The sequence below is a fragment of the Catenulispora rubra genome, assembly GCF_015356825.1.
Classification (GTDB): domain Bacteria; phylum Actinomycetota; class Actinomycetes; order Streptomycetales; family Catenulisporaceae; genus Catenulispora; species Catenulispora rubra.
The window spans coordinates 1-22,804 of sequence record NZ_JAACYW010000188.1; the positions used below are offsets into that span (position 1 = coordinate 1).

A 22,804-nucleotide genomic window follows, 5' to 3' on the forward strand; every position below is an offset into this window, starting at 1 on the left:
CTGAAGGGCGAGCCGGGGCTGGGGATCCGGGACCGGGTGCAGGCGCAGGCGTCGGGCAACGACGCGGGGGCGAAGATCGGCTACGTGACGCTCGGGCTGATCGTGGCGTTCACCGCGATCGCCGTGGTCAACACGCTGGCGATGAGCATCAGCGACCGCCGGCGCGAGTTCGCGGCGCTTCGCCTGACCGGCGCGACCCGGCGCCAAGTTCAGCGGATGCTGGGCTGGGAGACGGCGGCCGCGGTGGCGGTGGCCACGGCGCTGGGGCTGGCGGTCGCGGCGGCGGTGCTGACGACGTACGTGAGCGGCATGACGCGCGGCACGGGCGGCCTGTCGATGCCGGCGGGTCCGCTGGCGGCGGTCGTCGGCGGCGGCGCGCTGCTCGCGGCGCTGGCGACGTGGGTGCCGGCGCGGGCGGCTTTGGCGGCGGGGTTGGGGGAGGGGTGACGGTTTGGTCCGGGAGGTGCTGCCTTCGGTCTGGTGACCGGAGGCAGCCCTCTGCTTTGCCGACTAGCTCACTCGCTCGGCCCGAACGACCCACCGGGCCCCGGCGGGCTGATGCTTGGCCGCCTACGCCTCCCGCTCTCTCACCTCAGCGCGTCGCGGAGTTTGCGCAGGGTCGCGACGCCGTCGGTGTGCCCCGCGAGCTCGGCGTCGGCGATGGCGTTGTCGAGGCGGGCCTTCGCGGCGTCCTCCCGATCCAGCGACCGGTATTCGATGACCGCAGCCTGCCGGATCGCGTCGAACCGCGGCGGGATCCCCGAGAAGCCGGGCCGGTCGTACAACATCGAGGCGCGCTCCAGCTGCTCGATGGCCTCCTCGGGCCGGCCGGCGGCGTTGAGCACCCAGCCCCGCGTGTAGCAGGTCTGGGCCTCGTCGACCTCGACGCTCAGGAACTGCGTCCGCGACTGCTCGGCGAAGTCGACCCGCATCCGATCGGCCTCCGCGAGGTAGCCGAGCGCGTCATCAGCACCCTCGGCCCCGAACGCGTTGATGGTCTCCCCGGCCATGTCCCGCAACGCCTCGGTCATGTCCGGAATCCGCGGCGCCACCAGATTCGACGCGACAGCCCGCGCCCAAGCAGCCCGCGCCCCGTCCCAGTTCCGCGCCAAGGCCAAAGCCCCCGCTGCCTCAGCCGCCGCCGCAGTCAGCCGACTCGCATCCGGCCACCCGTCAACGGCATCCGCGACATGCAGGAACTCCACCGCCGCCGCCCGCGGCTCGTCCAGCGCGAGCAGCCCCCGCGCCAGATCCGCCCGCACCTGCACCATGAGCATGTCGGCGCGCGTGGGGTGCTTGAAGTGTCTCGGCGCCGGGGCGGGTGCGGGATCGGCATGCGCTGCCTGATCGCTGCCAGCCAGTTCGCCAGCGGCCAGATCGCCAACAGCCTCGCCGCTCGCGCCCGGAACAGCCGGACCAGCGAGTGCTTCGGCGCTCGTGGCCGCGGTGCCAGGTTCGGCGCCGGGCTGGCTCGCGTCGGCCAAAGCAGCCGGATTGCCAACAGCCTTGCCGCTCGCGCCCGCAACAGCCGGACCAGCGAGTGCTTCGGCGCTCGTGGCCGCGGTGCCAGGTTCGGCGCCCGGCTGGCTCGCGTCGGCCAAAGCAGCCGGATTGCCAACAGCCTTGCCGCTCGTGTCGGCCAGATCGGCGAGTGCCTCGGTGCCTGCGGTCGTGGTGCTCGGCTCGGCATCGGGTTGGCTCGCGGCGGCCAAGGCAGCCTTGTCGTCGGCAGTCTCGCCAGCTGAGTTCGTGCTGTCCGGCTCCGCGCTGGCGACCGGCTTGCTCAGCGCTGCCTCCGCACCACGCCCCGCATACCCCCCATCCCCTCGCAGCGGCGTCTCCACCAGCGTCTCCAGCACCGCGACCGCGTCCGCAGTCTGCCCCTGTGCCGCCAGCGCGTTGCTCATCCGCCAGCGCGACTCCACCGCCCCGAACGCGTCGCCCTCGCGGTCGAGCCGCACGGCTGCCTCCGCGAACGCGCGCACGGCCGTTGCCGGTTCGCCGCCCTGCAGTGCGGTCTCGGCGAGCAGTCGGTACAGCGGCGTCAGCTCGTCGGCGTCGACCGCCGGGTGCGCCTCGGCGATGCCCGTCTGCAGGACCTGCATCGCCTCGGCGTGGCGGTCCTGGCCGGCCAGTGCGAGGCCCACCAGCATGCGCGAGCGGTGCAGGCGCCATGGCCAGCCCAGGTCCGTGAAGATCTGCAACGCGTGCCGCGCCAACGGTTCCGCGGCCTTCGGGTCGTCGTGCGTGGCGTCGTACTCCGCGACCGCCTCCAGCACCAGCGCCAGGCGCTGCGGTGCGTCGAAGCCGGTGCCCTCGCGGACCATCCGGTCCGTCTCCGCGCGGAAGACGCCCAGCCAGCGCTCAGCGTCCGCCGGGTCGGCGGCACGCATCGCCGCGTTGCGCGCCGCGAAGACCCGGCTCTGGTGCACCACCAACTTCTGCACCTGTGCGTCCGCGAGGTTCGGCCCGAGTCCGCCGTCGGCCAGCAGCGCGTCGATCCGTTGCAGCAGCGTGTTCAGCTCCGGCCACGTCTCCTCGACGACCGCCGACGCGTCAGCGTCCTGATCCCCGCGCGTCGCCCTGCTCCACTGCACCCGCGCCGCCGACGCGATCGCGCGGTCCGGCCGCCCCGCGCGCTCGTAGCACTCCGCCGCCTCCGTGAAGTACCTGTTGACCGCGTCCCAGTCCCGCTCCTGGTGCGCACGCGACGCCCGCTCCGTCGCGATCTCGGCGCGCAGCACGTCGTCGACCTTGTCCGCGTCCGGCCCCGCCGCCCGTTCCAGCAGCGCGTCCCACAGCCGCCGCGAATCCGGGTGGAACTGCCGGTCCAGCAGCAGCGTCTCGGCCACCAGCGCGTCGAAGTCGTCCGGGACGGCCGTCTCAGGTACCTGCGATACCGAGAGCGGTGTCGCCAAGCCCGCCGTGGGCGCCACCAGGGGCATCTCAGTACCCTCCAACGCCGCCGCGCGCACTCCCAGGTTCAGCTCGGCGACCAGCGGTTCGAGCGCCAGCTGCGCGGCCCGCCGCCCTGACACCGTCGCGTTCGCGTTCCGTGCGTCGAACCGCACCGCCAGCGCGTCCGCGTCGGCCGCGACCGACGCCAGCAGCTCCGCGACCGTCCACTCCCGCCCCAGCGGACCGCCGCACGGCGTGTCGCCGTGTCCGACCGCGGCCAGCCGGCGCAGCAGCACCTCGACCCGGGTCAGGAAGTCCAGCCGGCCCAGCGGCGCCGCCGTGAAGCCGAACAACGCCCGGTTCTGCGCCAGCAGCTCCAGCCCGCGCGCCTCGTTCCCGGTCAGCGCGCAGAACTCCAGGTGCCGCCCGACTTCGGTCAGGTACGCCTCGCGCCCCCGCACCGCCCGGTACGCGCTCAGGTGCGCCCCGCGGGCCTCGTCCGTGCGCCCCAGCCGGACCAGTGGCAGCAGCGCCGAGGACTGGCTCGCGTGCGGCTCCTCGTCGCAGGTGCTGCGGCCGTCCAGCGTGGCCTCCAGCTCGGCCATCCCGATCTCGTCCTCGCCGCGCCCGAAGTGGTACTCGGCACGCGCCCGGGCTTCGCAGGCCTCGCAGTCGCTCATCCGCGTCCGGCCGCGCGTGGCCCACAGCTCGTAGGCCGGCTCCTCGCCCTCGCCGATGTGCTGCGCGAGGAAGTGCAGCTGCCCGTACACCGGCTGCAGTCCGTAGTCGGCCGCCTCGTAGCGCTTGCGCATCTCGGCGATCCAGCCGCGGATCGCGGCCAGCGGCACGTCCGGGGTCCCGAGCAGCCCGGACCCGACCCACTTGAAGTACCAGAAGACGCGGTGCGCCTCCCAGTCGTCGAACGCCTTCGGGTTCCGGTCCCACAGCCGCAGCAGCCGCGCGAACACCACCGGGTACTTCACCCGCTCGCCGCTGCCGCGGTACGCGCTCATCAGCTCGACCAGCGCGGTCGCGGTGACCTCGTCGTCGCCGAAGGCCTCGGCCTCGTCCGCGATCTCCTCGGCGATCGCCGCCTTGGCCCGGCCGTCGGCCCGGTCGCGGTTCTCGCGCAGGGCGCCGAAGAACTCCTCCTTCGTGCCGAACCCGCTCACGCATCCCCCAGCGTGTCAGAGGCTTTGTCCGCCGCCGAGCTGCGGCCTTCGCCGGAGCCTGCCGCGGCCGCCGCGAACTCCAGCAGCCCGATGAACGACCGGTTCAGCAGCGCGTGGTCCGCCGGCCGCAGCGGACGCCGCGACAACAGCAGCGCCTGCCCGTACAGCGCTTCTATGGCGGTCTCCGACAGCGCCGCGTCCGGGATGTCCGCGATCTTGCGGATCAGGGGATTGAGATGGTTGACGATCAGCTGCGCGCGCGGCGCCGAGGACCCCAGCGACCCCAGGATCCCGGCCCACAGCTCGTCGGCGTCGGCCGACAGCTCCGCGCGCCGCCGCTCGTGCCGGGCCTCGCGGTTGTCGACCAGCATCGCCGGCACGCCGACCGGCTGGAACGAGCGCAGCGCGACGTCGGTGTCGAACTTGTCGCAGACCGCGCGGGCCCGCGCCAGGAACGCCGCCGCGGCCAGCTCCGCCGCCGGGTCCACGGTGTCCAGGTGCGCGCTGACCGTCTCCGGGTCCAGGTCCGCGACCGTGACCCCGGGCCGCACCTCGGGCAGCCGGTGGACCAGCTCCCTGTCATACACGTAGCCGCCGTTGACGACGCCCAGCCCGGCCGCGGCCGCGATCGGCGCGACCTGCCGGAACTCCTCGACGCTGGAGGTCACCAGCACCACCGGGTGCGCGCGGGCGAACTCGTCCAGGCTGACGTGGCCGTCGGTGGTCTCGAACGGCAGCCACGGCAGCAGCAGCGCCAGCAGCCGGTCGTCGTAGCGGGCCAGCGCCTTGACCGCCAGGTGGTGCACGTCGATGAAGCGCCGCAGCAGCGTCAGGTCCGAGGCCGCCAGGCCGACCAGCCACTCGCGGATCCGCTCGCCGATCGCGTCGCGCACCGCGGCCAGCGTCTCGTCCTCGTACAGCGACTCGCGCGAGGCCGTGGGGCGCAGGCCGGTGGTGTCCACGACGCAGGACACGAAGAAGGCCCAGTCCGGCACGAGTTCCTGCGCCGAGTCCGACAGCAGCATGCCCTTGAGGTGGACGCGGTGGCCCGAGCGCTTCGTCGGGTGCACCGGCGTGGGCAGCACGAACGCCACGCCCTTGAGCCCGACCAGCGGCAGGTCCAGGTCGATGGTGTCCAGCGGGGTGAAGTCGAACGTCGACTTCGCGTAGCCGGCCAGCGCCTCGCGGCGGGCCAGCGGCGAGCCGTGGTGCCGGTCCCAGACCGGCGGCGTGTCGTTGACCTTGCTGACGTCGCCGAACCGGTCGACGATCTCCACGTCGTAGCGCAGCAGCGAGCCGAAGTGCCGGGCCAGCCGCAGCACCCGGTTCGGCTCCAGCCACTCGCTGCCGTCGGCGCGCGGCACCAGGGTGACCGTGGTGCCCGGCGCGACCGCCTGATCCGCCGGCAGGGTCCTGATCTGGTACGTGCCGTCGCTGCGGCCGCGCCACTCCACGGCCGGCGCGGCGGTGTCGCGGGCGCTGCGCGAGACCACGGTGATCTCGTCGGCGACCACGAAGCAGGCGAGCAGGCCGATGCCGAACTGGCCGATGAAGTCCTGGCGGGCCGCGGACAGGTCCAGGCCGCCGTCCTCGGCGCGCTTGGAGGAGCGGCCGATGGTGGCCAGGAAGGTGTGCACGTCGGCCTCGGTCAGCCCGACGCCGGAGTCCTCGACCTCGAGCCGGCCGTCGACGCCGGTGCGGATCCGGATCTGCGCCGGGGCGGTGGGGTCGAGCATGCGGCGCGCCGTGATGGCGTCCACGGCGTTCTGCATCAGCTCCCGCAGATACACCTTGGGGGAGGAGTAGAGGTGGTGCGAGAGCAGGTCGACCAGCCCGCGCAGGTCGACTTGGAAGGTGTGGCCGGGTTCGGTGCTCACGTGGTGTCCCCTACTTCTTCCGCTTCTTGACGCAGTCCTGCCGTGCCACCGCGAACACCCGCTCGGGGTCGCCGCGATACCGCCACGGGGCCTTGGTGGCGTGGTCCCCGATCCGCTCGAACAGCCGGCCCGCGGTCTCCTTGTCGTCCGCGAGCCAGAAGGCCATCGCGAAGGTGTTCAGTGCGATGTACGGGGAGGACGTCGGGGCGAAGGCCGGGTGGAACACCGAGGCCTCCGCGGCCTGGTGGAGTTCCTTGAGGACCGCCGCGTCCCGGATGTAGACGTCGTCGGGGCCCTGCTCCAGGTCCAGCCAGTGCTCCAGGTGGGCCTGCGCGACGAGCTCGCCGAGGCCGCTGCCGGGCGGGGCCGCGTCGAACGTCTTCGTGGCGAACGCGTGCATCTCCTCGTGCGAGCCGCCCCACTTCGCACACAGCTGCTGCAACATCTGCCGGTGCAGGCCGACGTGCTCCGGCGCGCGCTTGATCCCGGCCTGGAACCGGCGGCGGGTGATCCCGGCGCCGTGCTCCAGCCCGCGGCTGGTGACGCACAGCGCGTACCAGGGCGCGGCGCCGGCCGGATCGAGCTCGACCGCGGTGTACAGGTACTCCTCGGCGACCCGCAGCCGCTCGTGGAACACCCGGAACTGCTCCTCCGACACCTGCGTGGCGCGGTAGCCGGTGCGCGCCTCCCAGGCCCACGCCGAGTGCCGGGCGCCGGCCACGCTCAGCGCCAGCGGGTCGCCGGGCAGCTGCTCGGGCAGCTTGAGCAGGAAGTCGCCGCCGAGGTCCTCGACGTTGGCGATGAGGAAGGTCAGCCGCTCGAAGTCGCCGCGCTCCCGCACCGGCCGCAGGATCGCCTCCATGCCCGGCCAGTCGGCCACCCGCGCGGCCTGGCGCAGCACCGCGAGCTCCGGATCGCCGTGCGAACGGTCGATCGGCACCGGCTTCACGGCGGCGGCCTCCGCGGCGCGCCCGGGCCGCCCGGGGCGTCCCGCAGCCCGGTTCCCCCGCCGCGCGCCGTACTTCGTAGACACCTCGCGGATGACGGAGGCGGCGGCTACAGCACCAATCGCTATGGCCGGGATACTCGACGTCAAAGTGTGGTCCCCTCGATCCCCTCCGTTGTCCCGGTCCGGCGCGGTTCACGGCCCGGCACGGCTACCGTAGCCGACCGGACCGTCACTGCGGTAACCGGTTCCGTGGCTGCGCCGCAGGTCAGCTATCCGTCTTGGGGATCGGGACGGGAGGCGGCGGGATGGGTGAGGAACTGGTGTGCGGATCGCGCCGGTTAGGCTGGCGGGGTGGCTGCGGGCGGAGGAGTACTCAAGGACCTGACAGAGGTTTGGCGCGAGCGGATGGGGGATCGGCCGCCGCTGGCCCATGAATACATGACCGAGCATCGCGAGCGCTGGGTGCGATTCCACAGCCTGCCGGAGTCGCAGCGATACGCGACGAACGACGTGGAGCGGCGGACGATCCTGGACCGGCACTACACGGTTCTCGAGGAGCTGTTCGGCGGCCAGGACGTCTACATCATGACCTCCACGTGGTCGAACACCGTGGAACCGGAGCGGAGATCGCGGCTCGACCTCCGGATCAACCCGGGAAGCGCGCTGTGGTGGTCGTTCCTGTCCCAGGACGACCCGGACCCCGAATTCGTCGTCCACACCCACATCTACGTCTCGTGGACCAGCTGGTCGGTCGGAAGCCTGGACCGGTTGTTGAGCGCGGTCGCCGAAGACCGGACCGCCAACGCCATGATCGCCGATCGTCGACTCCTCCGCATGTACCACCCCTACGACGGCGGCGCCGACGTGCTCGCTATCGACACCGCGGAGCGCGACGCTCTGCGCAAGCGCCACGCCGACTGGCTCTCGAAACACCCCTCAGGCATGTAGAAACCAACCGCACGACATCCCCGTCGCGACCCCGCCGAATCTGTAGCCTGACACCCGTGCCCGATAACAGCATGCGCCGTCGCACCTTCCTCGCCGCCTCCGCAACGACCGCCGCCTCCGCCGCCGCGTTCAGCACCCTCGGGGTGTCCGCCGCGAACGCCGACTACACCACCACCGTCAATCCCGGTACCTCGTGGGGCACCTGGGAGGGCTGGGGGACGTCGCTCGCGTGGTGGGCCAAGGCGTTCGGGAACCGGGATGACATCGCCGACATCTTCTTCACGCTCAACTCCGCGCCGTACAACGGCGGCACGCTGCCCGGCCTCGGCCTGAACATCGTGCGCTACAACGTCGGCGCCTGTAGCTGGAACTCCATCGGCGGCACCACGATGGTCCAGGGCGCCGCCGTGCAGTCCACGCGGCAGATGGAGGGCTACTGGCTCGACTGGTACTCCTCGGATCCGGCCTCCGCCAGCTGGAACTGGTACGTCGACGCCCCGCAGCGCAACTTGCTCTGGAAGGCGCGCGATCGCGGGGTCAACCACTTCGAGCTCTTCTCCGACTCGCCGATGTGGTGGATGTGCTACAACCACAACCCCTCCGGCTCCGCCGACGGGAGCTCGGACAACCTCCAGTCGTGGAACTACCAGCAGCACGCCGTGTACCTCGCGACGATCGCCAAGTACGCGCACGACAACTGGGGCTTCCAGTTCACCTCCGTCGAGGCCTTCAACGAGCCCGTCTCCAACTGGTGGAAGGCCGACACCTCCTCCCAGGAGGGCTGCCACTTCAACGTCTCGACGCAGGCGACCGTCATCAACCACCTGCGCGCCGAGCTCAACAGCCGCGGCCTCGGCGGAGCGCTGGTCGCCGCCTCCGACGAGAACACCTACGACGAGGCCACCGCGACGTTCCAGGGCCTCGGAAGCACCGCGCAGGGCAACGTCGGGAAGATCAACACCCACGGCTACCAGTACGGCGGCGGCCGCCGCGACCTCCTCTACGACGCCGCGAAGTCGGCCGGCAAGGTCCTGTGGAACTCCGAGTACGGCGAGGGCGACGCCTCGGGCATGTCCCTGGCGGGCAACCTGAACCTCGACTTCACCTGGCTGCACCCGACCGCCTGGGTCTACTGGCAGGTCCTCGACGGCGGCAGCTGGGGCACCATCCAGTGCGACGAAGCCGCCGGCACCACCGGTGCCGTCAACCCCAAGTACTACGTCCTGGCGCAGTACACCCGCCACATCCGCCCCGGCATGCGGCTCATCGACAGCGGCGACCACAACTCGGTGGCCGCCTACGACCCGGTGAACCACAAGCTGGTGATCGTCTGCACCAACTACGGCACCGCGCAGTGGATCAACTTCGACCTCTCGAAGTTCACCACCGTCACCGGCTCCGGCGGCAACGGCCTGGTCGGCCGCTGGGCCACGCAGACCGCCGGCGGCGACGCGTACACGTACCACGCCGACACGTTCCTGCACGGGAAGGTGTTCTGGTCGTGGTTCACCACGAACACCGTCCAGTCCTTCGAGATCGACGGCGTCTACCTGTAGCCGGCCACAGTTAGCCGGGCTACAGGGAGCTGGCGAGGCAAGGACCTCACTCAGGAGGGAAGTAGTCCCCGGGCTCCTCATCCGGGTAATCCTCCGGAGGCTCCTCGAAGTCGAGCTCGGCGGGAGGCTCGGCCGGCGCCGCCCGGCCGGGCCGGTCCAACGCCTCGCCGAGCGTGTCCAGGATGTCCTGCCCGTACTTGGCCAGCTTGTTCTCGCCGACCCCGCTGATCGTCCCGAGCTGCTGAAGCGAGGTCGGCGCCTGCATGGCGATCTGCCGCAGCGTCGCGTCGTGGAAGATGACGTACGCCGGAACGCCCTGCTCCTTCGCCGACTGCCCACGCCACGCGCGCAGCTTCTCGAAGACCGGCTTGGCCTCCTCGCTCAGCTCCTCGACCGCGGCCGCCGCCGTCCGCGACTGCTTCGGCGGCCGCGCCGCCTTCGCCGGCTCCCGCCGCATCAGCACCTTGCGATCCCCGCGCAGCACCGCGCCGCTCTCCGGCGTGAGCGCCAGCGTGCTGTAGTCGCCCTCGACCATCAGCATGCCCTGCGCCAACAGCTGCCGCACCACGCCCCGCCACTCGCCCTCGGACAGCTCCGCGCCGATCCCGAAGACGCTGAGCTGGTCGTGGCTGAACTGCGAGATCTTCTGCGTCTGCTTGCCGAGCAGGATGTCGATGGACTGGCCGGCCCCGAACCGCTGCCGGCGCTCGCTCTTGAGCCGGTAGACCGTCGACAGCAGCTTCTGCGCGGCGACCGTGCCGTCCCAGGACTCCGGCGGGTTCAGGCAGGTGTCGCAGTTGCCGCACGGCTCGCCGGACTGGCCGAAGTAGTTGAGCAGCTGCACCCGGCGGCACTCGATGGTCTCGCAGAGCGCGAGCATGGCGTCCAGGTGCGCGGTGAGCTGGCGGCGGTAGTTGTCGTCGCCGTCCGAGGAGGCGATCATCTTGCGCTGCTGGACCACGTCCTGCAGGCCGTACGCCAGCCAGGCCGTCGACGGCAGCCCGTCCCGGCCGGCCCGGCCGGTCTCCTGGTAGTAGCCCTCGACCGACTTCGGCAGGTCCAGATGCGCCACGAAGCGCACGTCGGGCTTGTCGATCCCCATGCCGAACGCGATGGTGGCGACGATGACCAGGCCGTCCTCGCGCAGGAAGCGCGACTGCGCCCGCGCGCGGGTCCCGGCGTCCAGGCCCGCGTGGTAGGCGAGCGCGGAGATCCCGTTGTTCACAAGGAACTGCGCGGTCTTCTCCGTCGAGGCGCGCGACATGCAGTAGACGATGCCGGCGTCGCCCTGGTGCTCGCTGCGCAGCAGCTCCAGCAGCTGCTTGTTCGGCTCCGCCTTCGACACGATGCGGTACTGGATGTTCGGCCGGTCGAACCCGGCGACGAAGTGCTTGGCGCCGCCCAGGTTCAGCCGCTCGGCGATCTCCTGGTGCGTGGCCTGTGTGGCGGTTGCGGTGAGCGCGACGCGCGGCACGTCCGGCCAGCGCTCGTGCAGCATCGACAGGTTGAGGTAGTCGGGCCGGAAGTCGTGGCCCCACTGCGAGACGCAGTGCGCCTCGTCGATCGCGAACAGCGAGATCTTGCCCCGGTCCAGCAGTTGCAGCGTCGACTCCGAGCGCAGCCGCTCCGGCGCCAGGTAGAGCAGGTCCAGCTCGCCGGCCAGGAACATCTGCTCCACGAACCGGCGCTGGTCGGGATCCTGCGTGGAGTTCAGGAACCCCGCGCGCACCCCCACCGCGGTGAGCGCGTCGACCTGGTCCTGCATCAGCGCGATCAGCGGCGAGACCACCACCCCGACCCCCGGCCGCACCAGCGCCGGGATCTGGTAGCACAGCGACTTTCCGCCGCCGGTGGCCATCAGCACCAGCGCGTCGCCGCCGCCGATGACGTGTTCCACGATCTCCTGCTGCGCCCCGCGGAACGAGTCGTAGCCGAAGACGCGCCGCAGGACGTCGTCCGCGTCGGTCACCGTGTGCGTCGTTTCGGGAGGAGCCATGCCACGAGTCTACGGAAGCGGACGGGTGTCGGGTCGGGAGGTTGGGCGTTTTGCCAGGTCAGGGCTTCCGGTGTGGGCGCCGTCACGGGCCGCGGCCGATCCCTCGTCGGGGCGCTCGCCGCGAAGATCGCGCAGCTCCAGGCACGTGACGCACGGGATGGTTAAGGGTTGTATCAAGGGTATGCGAACCCATTTCCCGCGGTTAACCTCACCATGACCGCACATCCATGCCAAAACACTGAGTTGGGAGCAATTCAGCATGCGCATGAACAGGAACGGGCGAATCGCAGCAGCCGCCGTGCTCATGGCCGCGGGACTGGTCGGCGCCACCGCGAGCACCGGAGCGGCCTCGGCCGGCTCGCAGCGCGCCGGGACGTACACGGCCGCCAGGGCGGCTCAGGCCGGCGAGAACATGGAGTACGGCGGCGGGCCCGTCCAGCTGCATCCCAAGGTGTACCTCGTGTTCTGGGGGTCGCAGTGGAAGAGCGACACCAACGGGATACCGGCGTACCTGACCAAGGTGTTCAACGGACTCGGGACCAGTTCGGACAACTGGTCCACCATCACCTCGCAGTACACAGATTCCAGCGGGCGGGGCCCGACGTTCAGCGGTGCGGTCCTGGCCGGCGTGTGGATGGACAACGCCAAGGCCGAGCCGACCAACCCCAGCGCCAACGCCGTGGCGAACGAGGGCAACCGGGGCGCCGCGCACTTCGGGGTCTCGGGCAACGGCGACGCGCAGATCGTGGTGCTCAGCGCGCACGGCACGCACCCCGACGGCTGGCCGAGCTCCGGTTTCTGCGCCTACCACGACTACTCCGGCTCCGTCTCCTACACCAACATGCCCTACCAGCTCGACGCACCGGCCGGCAGCCGGTGCCCGAACAACCTGCTGGGCAACAAGCTGAGCGCCTTCAGCATCGTCGAGGGGCACGAATACGCCGAGTCGATCACCGACCCGCAGGCCGGCAACGGCTGGGTGGCGCCGAACGGCCAGGAGATCGGCGACGGGTGTGAGAGCAACTTCCAGAACGTGACGCTGTCCACCGGGACGTTCCCGATGCAGCCGATCTGGAGCAACAACGCCAACGGGTGCGTCATCCACAACTGAGCCGCCCTCCTTTCCGCAGTCCCTCTTCCCCGCAGTCCCTCCTCCCTCCCGTCCCGCCGCTCCACCGAACCGGCCTCCGCATCGAGTACGGTGAAGGTGGGGCGGCGGCGTCCCGATCACGTGCACTCGGCGTCCCCGCTTCGGGGGCGCCGTTCCTTCGCGTCCGGAGCGGGCGGCCGGTGCCGGTGGTCCGGGCGTGGAGTTCCGCTGGCGGTAGGAGGCGACCTTCTTGAACGTTTCCCCGGAGTCCCGGGTCAAGCGCGCGACCATCGAGGACGTGGCGAGGCTGGCCGGGGTCTCGCGGCAGACGGTTTCGCGCGCGGTCAACGACAAGGCGGAGATCGACGCCGAGACCAAGCGGCGGGTGCTGGACGCCGCGCGCAGCCTGAACTACCGGCCCAGCCGGTTCGCGCGCGGGCTGATCCGGCAGGACACCACCACGCTCGGGCTGATCATCTCCGACATCGGGAACCCGTTCTTCCCCGAGCTCGCGTCCGGGGTGTTGCGGGCCGCGCAGGCGCGGGGCTGGCAGGTCGTGCTCTACGACACCGGCGAGGACCCGGAGCGCGAGGTGCTGGCGCTGTCCACGCTCGCCGACCAGGCCGACGTCGGCGCTGGCTTCCTCACCTCGCCGGCGGTGTTCGCGCACGCCGTGAAGCTCGGCGTGCCCTTCGCCGTCCTGGATCCCGGCTGGGACGCCGGCGCCGCGCCGGGCGTGGGCATCGACATCGCCGGCGGCGTCCGGCTTGCCGTGGAGCACCTGGCCGGGGCCGGCCATCGGCGCATCGGCATGATCGACGGCGCCGCCGACCCGAGCGACAAGCGGCGGACCAGCTTCCTGGCGATCGCGAAGGAGCTCGGGCTGGACGTCGGCGAGGACGACGTCGAACGAGCGCCCCGCACGGTCGAAGGCGGTGCGGACGCGGTGCGAGCACTGCTGGCGCGCAGGCCCGACATCACCGCCGCGTTCGCGTACAACGACGTTCTGGCGGTCGGCGCGGTACGTGGGCTGAAGGCTGCGGGACTCAGGGTGCCCGAGGACTTCGCAGTAGTCGGCTTCGACGGCCTGCCGCTGGGGGAGTTGGTCGAGCCGCCGATCACCTCCGTCCACGTCGACATCCGGCGCATGGGCGAACTGGCCGTGGCCGCCGCCGCGGAACTCCTGGCGGGCCGCACGCCGGAGCCCGTGGTCGTCGTTCCCGAGCTGCGGGTCCGCGGCTCGGCGTGAATCAGTCGTCGGGCTCTCCGATGACGGCCAAGTAACAGCAATTCGGTAATGACCCTTGACGAGAGGGTGTGACCTGGACCACTCTACTTCCCGTGAGCGCTCCCGTGAGCGCTCACGGACCCCTCGATCCCCAGTCCGGGAGGCAGCGGATGTTCCCACGTCGACTCCGAGCACCGTCTTCGGTAAAGGCCCTGGTCGCTCTGACGGTGCTGGCGTTGTCCGCCTGCTCCGCGGCCGGCGGCAACTCCGCCTCCAGCTCCGGCGGCGGCGGCACCGACACCATCACGTTCCTGACCTTCGAGACCCCGAACCTCACCCCGGCCTATTGGGACGCGGCCATCAAGCGCGTCACCGATCAGTACCCCGGCATGAAGGTCAAGCGCCTCGTCTCCCCGACCGCCGACCGCACCAGCTACGCCAAGCAGCTCAAGGCCTCCGGCCAGTTCCCCGACGTGATGATCGCGGTCACCCCCACCGGCTTCGCGCAGGCCGGCGACCTCTACGCCTGGCAGCAGAGCGAGCTCAGCAGCTTCGAGGTGCCGGACGGCGGCGCCATCGGCGGCAAGGTCTATCAGCTCCCTGCGAACACCCAGACCATCCCGATGGTCTACTACCGCAAGTCGATGTTCGCCAAGGCCGGCATCACCGGCACGCCGACCACCTACCAGCAGCTCCTGGACGACTCGGCCAAGCTCAAGACCGCGGGCCTCCTGCCGTTCCAGGTCGGCGGCGGCTCCGACGCCTTCGCCGCGGTCCTGCCGCTGTCCGCCACCGTCGCCACCCAGGTCTACCGCCAGGACCCGAACTGGCTCGTCGACCGGCACACCGGCAAGGTGAAGTTCTCCGACCCGGACTTCGTCGACGCCCTGCAGCGGGTCGGCGACCTGGCGTCCAAGGGCTACATCGACCGCGCCGGCCTGTCGCGCAACTACGCCGACAGCCAGAAGGCGTTCCTGGACGGCAGCGGCGCGATGTACCCGATGGGCATCTGGTTCGCCTCGGCCGCCGACGCCAGCCCGATCAAGGACGACCTCGGCGTGTTCGCCTGGCCCACCGACGACGGCAAGGTCGTCATGCCCGCCTACACCGGCGGCGGCCTGGAGGTCAGCGCGCACGCCAAGAACCTGGACCTGGCCAAGAAGTTCGCCCTGGCCTTCCAGCTGGACAAGTCGAACCTCGACAACAACGTGCTCAGCGACGCGCTCTTCCCGGCGATCAAGGGCTACACCCCGCCGACCACCACCGGCCCGGTGTTCAACGAGTCCTACCAGCTCTACCAGCAGGCCGAGCAGACCGGCACGGTCGTGAAGGCCTTCAGCTGGGAGTCCGGCGACGACGCGCTGCTGCCCGGCATGGTCGACGTCGTCTACGGCGCCGTCGAGGACGTGATGCTCGGCCGGAAGTCCGCCAAGGACGCCGCGTCGTACCTGGACTCCGAGTGGGCGAAGCGGGCGTCGAGCTGATGCGCGTCCTGGTCTTCAACGAGAACCACCACGAACTCACCCGCCCCGAGATCGCCGAGCGCTACCCGCTCGGCATCCACGGCACCGTCGCCGCCGCGCTCGAAGACCGCCTCGGCCCCGCGTCGAACACAGTCATCACCACCGCGACCCAAGACCAGCCCGGCCATGGCCTGACCCCCGCGGCCGTGGAGGATATTGACGTCCTGGTCTGGTGGAGCCACCTGCTGCACGCCGAGATGGACGACGAGACCGTGGACCGCGTCCGCCGCCGCGTCCTGGACGGCATGGGCCTGGTGGTCCTGCACTCCGGCGCCGGCTCGAAGCTGTTCACGTCCCTCATGGGCACCAGCTGCGACCGCCGCTGGCGGCACGGCGAGGACCGGCACCTGGTGTGGACCGTCAAGCCCGGCCACCCGGTCGCCGCCGGCATCCCGCAGCCGCTGGTGATCCCGCACGACGAGATGTACGGCGAGCCCTTCGACATCCCCGATCCGGACGAACTGGTCTTCCTGTCCTCCTTCAGCGGCGGCGAGGTGTTCCGCAGCGGCGCCTGCTTCACTCGCGGCGCAGGCCGGATCTTCTACTTCGGCGCCGGCGACCAGGAATGCCCGGTCTACCACCAGAAGGAGGTCCAGGACGTGATCGCCAACGCCGTGCGCTGGGCGGCTCCGACCGGCCCGATCGGCAAGCACTTCGTGGACGCGCCCTCGCCGGTCGGGTGGTGGCAGCAATGAGCACAGAGAGCACTGAGCTTGCGTTCGCCACGGTCACCACGCCCGGACCGCTGCGCGCGGTCATCGTCGGCGCCGGCTTCATGGGCCGGAACTGGGCCCGCGAGATCGCCCGGCAGCCCGACACCGAGCTCGTCGGCTGGGTCGATCTGGATCCCGAGGCGCTGAACGAGGCCGTGAAAGAAGCCGGACCGGAAGCCACCAGCAGCATCGCGATCGGCACCGATCTGGCCGCCCTGCTCACCGACCTCGCCCCGGACATCGTCTTCAACAGCGCCCCGCCGGCCGCGCACCGCACGGTCACCACCTCAGCCCTCGAACACGGCTGCGCGGTCCTGTCCGAGAAGCCGATGGCCATGACGCTCGCCGAGGCCCGCCAACTGGTCGCCGTCTCGGAACGCACCGGCCGGCTGCTCGCCGTCACCCAGGACCGGCGCCAACTCTCCGGCACCCACGCCCTGAAGGACGCGGCCCGCCGCCTGGCCCCGCTCACCCGCCTCGAAATCGACTTCCGCCTCCCGCACCGCGCCGGCCCCTACGTCCACTTGTGGGACGAGCCGCTGCTGCGCGAGATGGCCATCCACCTGTTCGACGCGGCGCGCGCCGTCACCGGTGCCGACGCGCAATCAGTGTTCTGCACCGCCTACCGCACGCCGTGGTCCTGGTACCCCGGCAACGACTCGGCCGAGGCCCTGTTCCAGATGGACGACGGCCTGCACTTCGCCTTCACCGGCTGCTGGACCGCGCGCTCGGACTTCACGTCCTGGACCGGCCGCTGGTACCTGGAAGGCGCCGGCGGCTCGGCGATCTGGGACGGCCTCGGCGCACCGGTGCTCACGCCGGCGCGCGAGGAGGGGGAGCCCGAGCCGCCGTCCGAGACGCTGCCGGTCGAACCGCAGTCCCCCGAGTTCCCCGGCCTGGCCGAGGTGCTCGCCGGATTCGTTCACGCCCTGCGCACCGGCGAGGCCCCGGACGGCGAGTGCCACGACAACCTCCGCAGCCTGGCCATGGTCGAGGCGGCCGTCGCCTCCTCGCAGTTCGCCCAACCGGTCGTCGTCGAGAACTGAGATCCCGCAACGCGCATTGAAGGGAGAACAGCCATGACCTCCATCAGCCGACGCGCCGTGCTCGCCGCTACCGCCGGGGCCGGCGCATCCACCATCGCCGGCGTCACCTTCGCCTCTCCAGCCTCCGCAGACGCCGATTGCCGGCCCGGGACCGGGGTGCGCTGGTCGGACGTGAAGCGCCAACTGGCCGCGGTGAACCCACAGGTGAGCGCACCGATCCAGAAGGTCGTCACGAACAAGTACTCGCCGGGCATGTTGCTGGGCAACGGCGACATCGGCGTGGTCGTCGGCGACTCCTCGGCCACGCAGCAGACCTTCCACTTCGGCAAGAGCGACTTCTGGGGCAACAACCGCAAGACCACGAGCCCGCTGGTCTGGCAGAACTCGATCCTGCCGGTCGGCGCGCTCACGGTCTCGGTGCCCGGCGCCACGGCGGCTGCCACCGGCTACTCGATGGTCACCGACATCGGCACTGCACAGGTCACAACAGTGCTGCCGCTTACGAACGGCACGCTGACCCTCACGTCCTGGACCGCCGACCACGACAATGTCCTGATCACGGAGATCGCCTCGGCCCATGGCGATCCCGACCTGACACTGAGCGCCAGCGTCGTGCTGCCGAACGATCCGGCCTACCCCTCGGCGACCGGCGCGACCGGCGGCGCGTTGTGGCTGACCCGGCAGAACAACGCTGTCGGCTATGGCGATGTCAGCTACAAAGCGTCCGTCGCCTCGGCGACCGTCCTCATGGATGGTTCCCTCGCCGACGGCACCTTCGTCCTCCCCGGCGGTTGTAAAGCGGTCCTGCTGACGGCCTTCCGCTCGCACGGCCAGGACCTCTCCGACCCGGCTCCCGCGCCGACCCCGAATGATCTCCGCGACCAAGCGATCGCGGCGGTGACGTCGATCCGCGACCACTGGCTGCGCGAGGCGCGCGCCGTACATCGCTCCTTCTGGACCGACTTCTGGACCCGCTCCAGCGTCGTGCTCGGCGACTCGCAGCTGGAGGCCTTCTACTTCAACGCGCAGTACGTCCTGGGCAGCGCGACCCGTGTCGGCGTCCACAACCCGCCGTCGCTGTGGGCCGCCTGGACCACCAACGACACCCCGAACTGGGGCGGCCGCTACTTCCTGAACTACAACGAGGAAGCCCTGTACTACGGCGCCTTCTCCTCCAACCACGCCGACTTGTCCGAGCCCTACCGGCGGATGATCCTCAACGAGGTCGCCTGGCAGCGCAACACCACTCACGGCGCCGGGTATCAGGGCACGGCGTTCCAGCGCAGCCTGCCGCCGTTCCACCTGTACCAGACGCCTCCGGCGCCGATCCCGGTCGCGGCGGCCAAGGACTACAAGAAGCTCCCGGCCGACCAGAAGTCCAACGGCACGTTCGGCGCGCTCCCGCTGATCTGGCACTGGGAGTACACCCGCGACCGGGACTACCTCCGCGACGAGCTCTACCCGCTGCTGAAGGAACTGGACGCGTTCTGGCGCGATTTCGCGGTGTGGGACGGCACGCGCTGGGTCTTCCAGCACACCTCCGCGCACGAAGGCGGCGACGACACCAACCCGAACCTGGACCTCGGCTTCGCGCGCAAGGTCGCCAACACCCTGCTGGACACATCCGTCGTCCTCGGCGTCGACGCCGACCTGCGTCCGGTCTGGCGCGACTTCCTCGCCAAGCTGAGCGCCTACCCGACCGGCACGTACAACGGCGTCACCGTCTTCTACACCGGCGAGGTCATCAACAACCCCGGCGTGCCGGACACCTTCGAGCCCGGCAACCAGCCGATCAACATGGAAGGCGTCATCTTCCCCGGCGAGCAGTGCTCCATCGGCGGCGACCCGATGCTGCTGCAGTACGCCGTCAACTCCCTGACACAGATGAACTCCTGGGGCGTGACTCCCGGCGGCAACTCGAACAACGGCTTCTGCAAGGAGTTCGTCATCGCCGCGCGCGTCGGCTGGCCGGCCGAAGACCTGCTGCAGAAGCTCAAGGCCGCCATCGCGCACCTGTGGCGGCCCACTAACAACACGGTCTTCCAGGGCGGCGGCGGGGTCGAGACCACCGGCACCACCGAGGCGCTGAACTCGATGCTGATGCAGAGCGAGGACGGCGTGATCCGGGTCTTCCCGTGCTGGCCCGCGGCGCGCGACGCGTCGTTCACGCTGCTGGCCAAGGGCGGGTTCCTGGTCAGCGCCGAGCAGCGCCGGGGAGCGGTCGACCACATCCGGCTGCACAGCCGGGCCAGCGGCGAGGTCACGCTCCAGCTGCCGTGGAAATCCGGATCGGGCGGTCGGCTCACGTTCCGCACCGTCGCCGGCCGCACCTACAACATCACTCCGAAGGGAAGGTGGGACGAAGATGCGCAGTGACAAGTACCCGCTCGTCGGTCGGCGCGCGGTGCTCGGGGGTACGGCGGCCGGGGTCGGCGCGGTCCTGGTCGGGGCCGGCACTGAAGTGGCGCGCGCGACCGGCTCTCGCCCCGCCGCCGAGGCCGCCGCCACCGGCATCAGCTGGCCCGCCGTCCAGGCTCAGCTCGCGGCCGTGAACCCGCACGTCACCAAGCCGATATCGGGCGTCGTCACGAACAAGTACACGCCGGGCATGCTCCTGGGCAATGGCGACATCGGCGTGGTCGTCGGCGACTCCTCGGCCACGCAGCAGACCTTCTCCTTCGGCAAGAGCGACTTCTGGGGCAGTGACCGCAAGACGACGAGCCCGCTCGTCTGGCAGCCCTCGATCCTGCCGGTCGGGAAGCTGACCGTGGCGGCGTCCGGCGCGAGCGCCGCGTCCAGCGGCTACTCGATGACCACGGACCTGGCCGGGGCGACGGTCACGTCCGTGCTCGCGCTGTCGAACGCCACGGTCACGATGACGTCGTGGACCGCCGACAACGACAGCGTCCTGATCACCCAGCTGTCGTCCAAGGCGGGCAGCTCCTCGGTCAGCCTGACGGCGACCGTCACGCTGCCGGTCGACTCGGCCTATCCGTCCGGCGCGGGTGCCCTGAACGGCACCCAGCTGTGGCTGACCCGGCAGAACAACACCTCCGGCAACGGCAACGTCAGCATGCAGGCCACCGCGGCCTCCGCGACGCAGCTCGTGGGCGCCAAGTTCACCAAGACCAGCACCTCGAAGACGTCCTCGCAGACCTCTGCGACCGGTACCTTCACCCTGGCCGGCGGAGCGACGGCCACGCTCGTGACGGCCTTCCGCTCGCACGCGCAGGACGTCTCCGACTCGTCCACCGCCCCGACGCCGACGCAGCTTCGCGATCAAGCGGTCACCGCCTCCAGCGCGATCGACGCGGCGTGGATCACCGGCGCCGCGAGCACGCACGCCGCGTTCTGGCAGGACTTCTGGACACGTTCCAGCGTCGTCGTCGGCGATTCGCAGCTGGAAGCCTTCTACTTCAACGCGCAGTACGTCCTGGGCAGCGCGACCCGATCCGGCGTGCACAACCCGCCGTCGCTCTGGGGCCAGTGGCTCACCAACGACACCCCGAACTGGGGTGGCCGCTACTTCCTGAACTACAACCAGGAAGCCTTGTACTACGGTGCCTTCTCCTCGAACCACGCCGAACTCTCCGAGCCCTACCGCCGCCTGATCTACAACGAAGTCCCCTGGCAGCGGAACACGACTCACGGCGCGGGATATCAGGGCACAGCGTTCCAACGCAGCATGGCACCGTTCCACATGTACGAGAACCAACCCTCGACGGCACCGGTCGCGTCCAAGAAGGACTACACGAAGCTGCCCGCCGACCAGAAGTCCAACGGCACCTTCGCGGCGTTGCCGCTGATCTGGCACTGGGAGTACACCCGCGACACCACCTACCTCCAGACGCAGCTGTATCCGTTGCTGAAGGAGCTGGACGCGTTCTGGCGCGACTTCGCGGTCTTCGACGGCAAGCGCTACGTGTTCCAGCACTCGTCGGCCCACGAAGGCGGCGACGACACCAACCCGAACCTGGACCTCGGGTTCGCGCGCAAGGTCATCAACACCTTGCTGGAGACGTCGGCGATCCTCGGCGTGGACGCGAACATGCAGTCCACGTGGCAGGACTTCCTGACCAAGCTCAGCGCCTACCCGACCGGCACCTACAACGGCGTCACGGTCTTCTACACCGCCGAGGTCATCAACAACCCGAGCCTGCCGAACAAGTTCGAACCCGGGAATCAGCCGATCAACATGGAAGGCGTGATCTTCCCCGGCGAGCAGTGCTCGATCGGCGGGGACGCCAACCTCCTGCAGTATGCGATCAACTCCCTGACACAGATGAACTCCTGGGGTGTGACGTCGGGAGGCAACTCCAACAATGGCTTCTGCAAGGAGTTCACCATCGCGGCCCGCGTCGGCTGGCCGGCCGAGGACCTGGTGCAGAAGCTCAAGGCCGCCATCGCGCACCTGTGGCGGTCGAGCAATGACACCGACTTCCAGGGCGGCGGCGGCATCGAGACGTCCGGGACGATCGAGACGCTGAACTCGATGCTGATGCAGAGCGAAGCCGGCGCGATCCGGGTCTTCCCGTGCTGGCCGACCGCGCGCGACGGGTCGTTCACGCTGCTGGCCAAGGGCGCTTTCCTGGTGAGCAGCGCGATCAGCGGCGGCTCGGTGGCCTCGGTCGGCATCATCAGCCAGACCGGCGGGAGCGCGACGCTGGTGCTCCCGTGGCACACCGGCACGGCGACCGTCACCGCGAACGGATCCTCCGTCCCCGTCACCGTCTCCGGTGGTCGGGCCACCTTCGCCACCACGGCGGGCACCATGTACAAGGTCACCCCATGACAGCACTGCAAGGCTCGTTACCTGGCACACCGCAAGGTTCTCCGCAGTCTGCACGGAAGTCCGCACGGAACCGGCGCGCGAACCTGGGGTACTTCCTCGGGTTCGGCGCGCCGGGGCTCCTGTTCTACGCGTGCTTCGTGTTCGCGCCGCTGGTGCTGAGCCTCGGCTACAGCTTCACCAACGCCGACGCGTTCCTGCCCGACACGAAGTTCACCGGCCTGCACAACTACGTGAAGCTGCTCGGCGATCCGGACTTCCGGATGCAGTTGCGGGTCACCACGATCCTGACGCTGATCATCGTGATCGTGCCGAACGTCGCGGGCCTGGCGATCGCGGTGCTGCTGAACCGGAACGGCCGGCTCTACCGCGCGCTGCGGACGGTGTTCTTCGTGCCGGTCGTGCTCAGCTCCGTGGTGGTGTCGGTGGTGTGGCAGGCCATGCTCACCGACGGCGGGCTGCTGGACACGGTGCTGGGGTCGATGGGGGTGCGGCACCCGCCGGGCTGGCTGTCCGATCCGTCGATCGCGCTGTACTCGGTGGGGTCGATCGCGAGCTGGCAGCTGCTCGGCTTCTGCACGGTCGTGTACCTCGCGGGGCTGCAGGGCGTGCCGGACGAGCTGCTGGAGGCGGCGGCGATCGACGGGGCCGGCCGCTGGACCAGGTTCCGGCGGGTCACCTGGCCGATGCTGGCGCCGGCCCTGACCATCAACACCGTGATGCTGCTGATCACCGGCTTCAAGACGTACGACTACATCCAGGTGATCACGCACGGCGGCCCCGGGACCGGGACCACGGCGACGGTCGCGTACGGCGTGATCCAGACCGGGTTCACCGAGAACAAGACCGGGATGGCCTCGGCGATGGCCGTACTGATGCTGATCATCGTCGCGGTGGTGTCGAGCGTGGTGCTGCGGCTGCTGCAACGGCGGGAGGTGGAGCTGTGACGGTGCACTCGGAGGAGGCGAGGGCTTCGGCCGCGGCGGAGCCGGGCGCGATCGTGACCGGCCGGGCCGGGC

General features: G+C 70.4%; 15 protein-coding genes. 11 read left to right on the top strand and 4 right to left on the bottom strand.

Features of this window, described 5'->3' with window-relative positions; genetic code table 11:
* Positions 1-447, top strand: a 447-nt coding sequence (locus GWK61_RS36430; protein ID WP_194916251.1) for an FtsX-like permease family protein, incomplete at its 5' end; no start/stop codon positions are given.
* A 140-nt stretch (positions 448-587) separates the two neighbouring features.
* Here the strand turns inward: GWK61_RS36430 and GWK61_RS36435 are convergent.
* The 3 genes from GWK61_RS36435 to GWK61_RS36445 are packed head-to-tail and all read right to left on the bottom strand — an operon-like array spanning position 588 to position 6,980.
* Positions 588-4,070, bottom strand: a complete 3,483-nt coding sequence (locus GWK61_RS36435; protein WP_194916252.1) for a hypothetical protein — start codon at positions 4,068-4,070, stop codon at positions 588-590.
* Positions 4,067-5,947, bottom strand: coding sequence for an HSP90 family protein (locus GWK61_RS36440; protein WP_194916253.1), 1,881 nt, complete (start codon positions 5,945-5,947; stop codon positions 4,067-4,069). Before GWK61_RS36440 ends, GWK61_RS36435 begins: the two co-directional genes overlap by 4 nt.
* Positions 5,948-5,957: 10 nt before the next feature.
* On the bottom strand, positions 5,958-6,980 hold the full coding sequence (locus GWK61_RS36445) for a hypothetical protein (RefSeq protein ID WP_194916254.1): 1,023 nt from the start codon (positions 6,978-6,980) through the stop codon (positions 5,958-5,960).
* A 354-nt stretch (positions 6,981-7,334) separates the two neighbouring features.
* Between GWK61_RS36445 and GWK61_RS36450 the strand changes: the two genes are divergently transcribed.
* Positions 7,335-7,844, top strand: coding sequence for a DUF3885 domain-containing protein (locus tag GWK61_RS36450; RefSeq protein WP_194916255.1), 510 nt, complete (start codon positions 7,335-7,337; stop codon positions 7,842-7,844).
* 71 nt (positions 7,845-7,915) lie between these two features.
* The gene (locus GWK61_RS36455) at positions 7,916-9,400 is read left to right on the top strand and encodes a glycoside hydrolase (protein ID WP_194916264.1); all 1,485 of its coding nucleotides are present in this window, start codon (positions 7,916-7,918) and stop codon (positions 9,398-9,400) included.
* A 46-nt stretch (positions 9,401-9,446) separates the two neighbouring features.
* Here the strand turns inward: GWK61_RS36455 and recQ are convergent, their stop codons facing one another.
* Positions 9,447-11,396, bottom strand: coding sequence for a DNA helicase RecQ (gene recQ, locus GWK61_RS36460; protein WP_194916256.1), 1,950 nt, complete (start codon positions 11,394-11,396; stop codon positions 9,447-9,449).
* A 259-nt stretch (positions 11,397-11,655) separates the two neighbouring features.
* On the opposite strand from recQ, the gene GWK61_RS36465 reads away from it, so the two are divergent.
* The 8 genes from GWK61_RS36465 to GWK61_RS36500 all read left to right on the top strand — a co-directional run bounded on the left by GWK61_RS36465 (position 11,656) and on the right by GWK61_RS36500 (position 22,732).
* A complete protein-coding gene (locus GWK61_RS36465; protein ID WP_194916257.1) occupies positions 11,656-12,507 on the top strand; it encodes a hypothetical protein in 852 nt (283 codons plus the stop codon).
* A 229-nt stretch (positions 12,508-12,736) separates the two neighbouring features.
* Entirely contained in the window at positions 12,737-13,735 is a 999-nt protein-coding gene (locus GWK61_RS36470; protein WP_194916258.1) for a LacI family DNA-binding transcriptional regulator, read from the top strand.
* A 149-nt stretch (positions 13,736-13,884) separates the two neighbouring features.
* Entirely contained in the window at positions 13,885-15,198 is a 1,314-nt protein-coding gene (locus tag GWK61_RS36475) for an ABC transporter substrate-binding protein (protein ID WP_194916259.1), read from the top strand.
* Positions 15,174-15,932 carry a ThuA domain-containing protein gene (locus tag GWK61_RS36480; RefSeq protein ID WP_323747917.1) on the top strand — a complete coding sequence of 253 codons (759 nt, stop codon included), beginning with the start codon at positions 15,174-15,176 and terminating at the stop codon, positions 15,930-15,932. The genes GWK61_RS36475 and GWK61_RS36480 overlap by 25 nt, the downstream gene beginning before the upstream one ends.
* Entirely contained in the window at positions 15,929-16,996 is a 1,068-nt protein-coding gene (locus GWK61_RS36485; protein WP_194916260.1) for a Gfo/Idh/MocA family protein, read from the top strand. Before GWK61_RS36480 ends, GWK61_RS36485 begins: the two co-directional genes overlap by 4 nt.
* Positions 16,997-17,029: 33 nt before the next feature.
* Complete coding sequence (locus tag GWK61_RS36490) at positions 17,030-19,372, top strand: glycosyl hydrolase family 95 catalytic domain-containing protein (protein ID WP_194916261.1); 2,343 nt, start codon at positions 17,030-17,032, stop codon at positions 19,370-19,372.
* Positions 19,362-21,788, top strand: a complete 2,427-nt coding sequence (locus tag GWK61_RS36495; protein ID WP_194916262.1) for a glycosyl hydrolase family 95 catalytic domain-containing protein — start codon at positions 19,362-19,364, stop codon at positions 21,786-21,788. The genes GWK61_RS36490 and GWK61_RS36495 overlap by 11 nt, the downstream gene beginning before the upstream one ends.
* Entirely contained in the window at positions 21,785-22,732 is a 948-nt protein-coding gene (locus GWK61_RS36500; protein ID WP_194916263.1) for a carbohydrate ABC transporter permease, read from the top strand. The genes GWK61_RS36495 and GWK61_RS36500 overlap by 4 nt, the downstream gene beginning before the upstream one ends.
* Positions 22,733-22,804: the final 72 nt, after the last annotated feature.

Excerpts from the sequence above, each read along its gene's own strand:
- GWK61_RS36450 (WP_194916255.1), top strand. The coding sequence starts at position 7,335 with ATGACCGAGCATCGCGAGCGCTGGGTGCGATTCCACAGCCTGCCGGAG.
- GWK61_RS36455 (WP_194916264.1), top strand. The coding sequence starts at position 7,916 with ATGCGCCGTCGCACCTTCCTCGCCGCCTCCGCAACGACCGCCGCCTCC.
- recQ (WP_194916256.1), bottom strand. The coding sequence starts at position 11,396 with ATGGCTCCTCCCGAAACGACGCACACGGTGACCGACGCGGACGACGTC.
- GWK61_RS36465 (WP_194916257.1), top strand. The coding sequence starts at position 11,656 with ATGCGCATGAACAGGAACGGGCGAATCGCAGCAGCCGCCGTGCTCATG.
- GWK61_RS36475 (WP_194916259.1), top strand. The coding sequence starts at position 13,885 with ATGTTCCCACGTCGACTCCGAGCACCGTCTTCGGTAAAGGCCCTGGTC.
- GWK61_RS36485 (WP_194916260.1), top strand. The coding sequence starts at position 15,929 with ATGAGCACAGAGAGCACTGAGCTTGCGTTCGCCACGGTCACCACGCCC.
- GWK61_RS36490 (WP_194916261.1), top strand. The coding sequence starts at position 17,030 with ATGACCTCCATCAGCCGACGCGCCGTGCTCGCCGCTACCGCCGGGGCC.
- GWK61_RS36495 (WP_194916262.1), top strand. The coding sequence starts at position 19,362 with ATGCGCAGTGACAAGTACCCGCTCGTCGGTCGGCGCGCGGTGCTCGGG.
- GWK61_RS36500 (WP_194916263.1), top strand. The coding sequence starts at position 21,785 with ATGACAGCACTGCAAGGCTCGTTACCTGGCACACCGCAAGGTTCTCCG.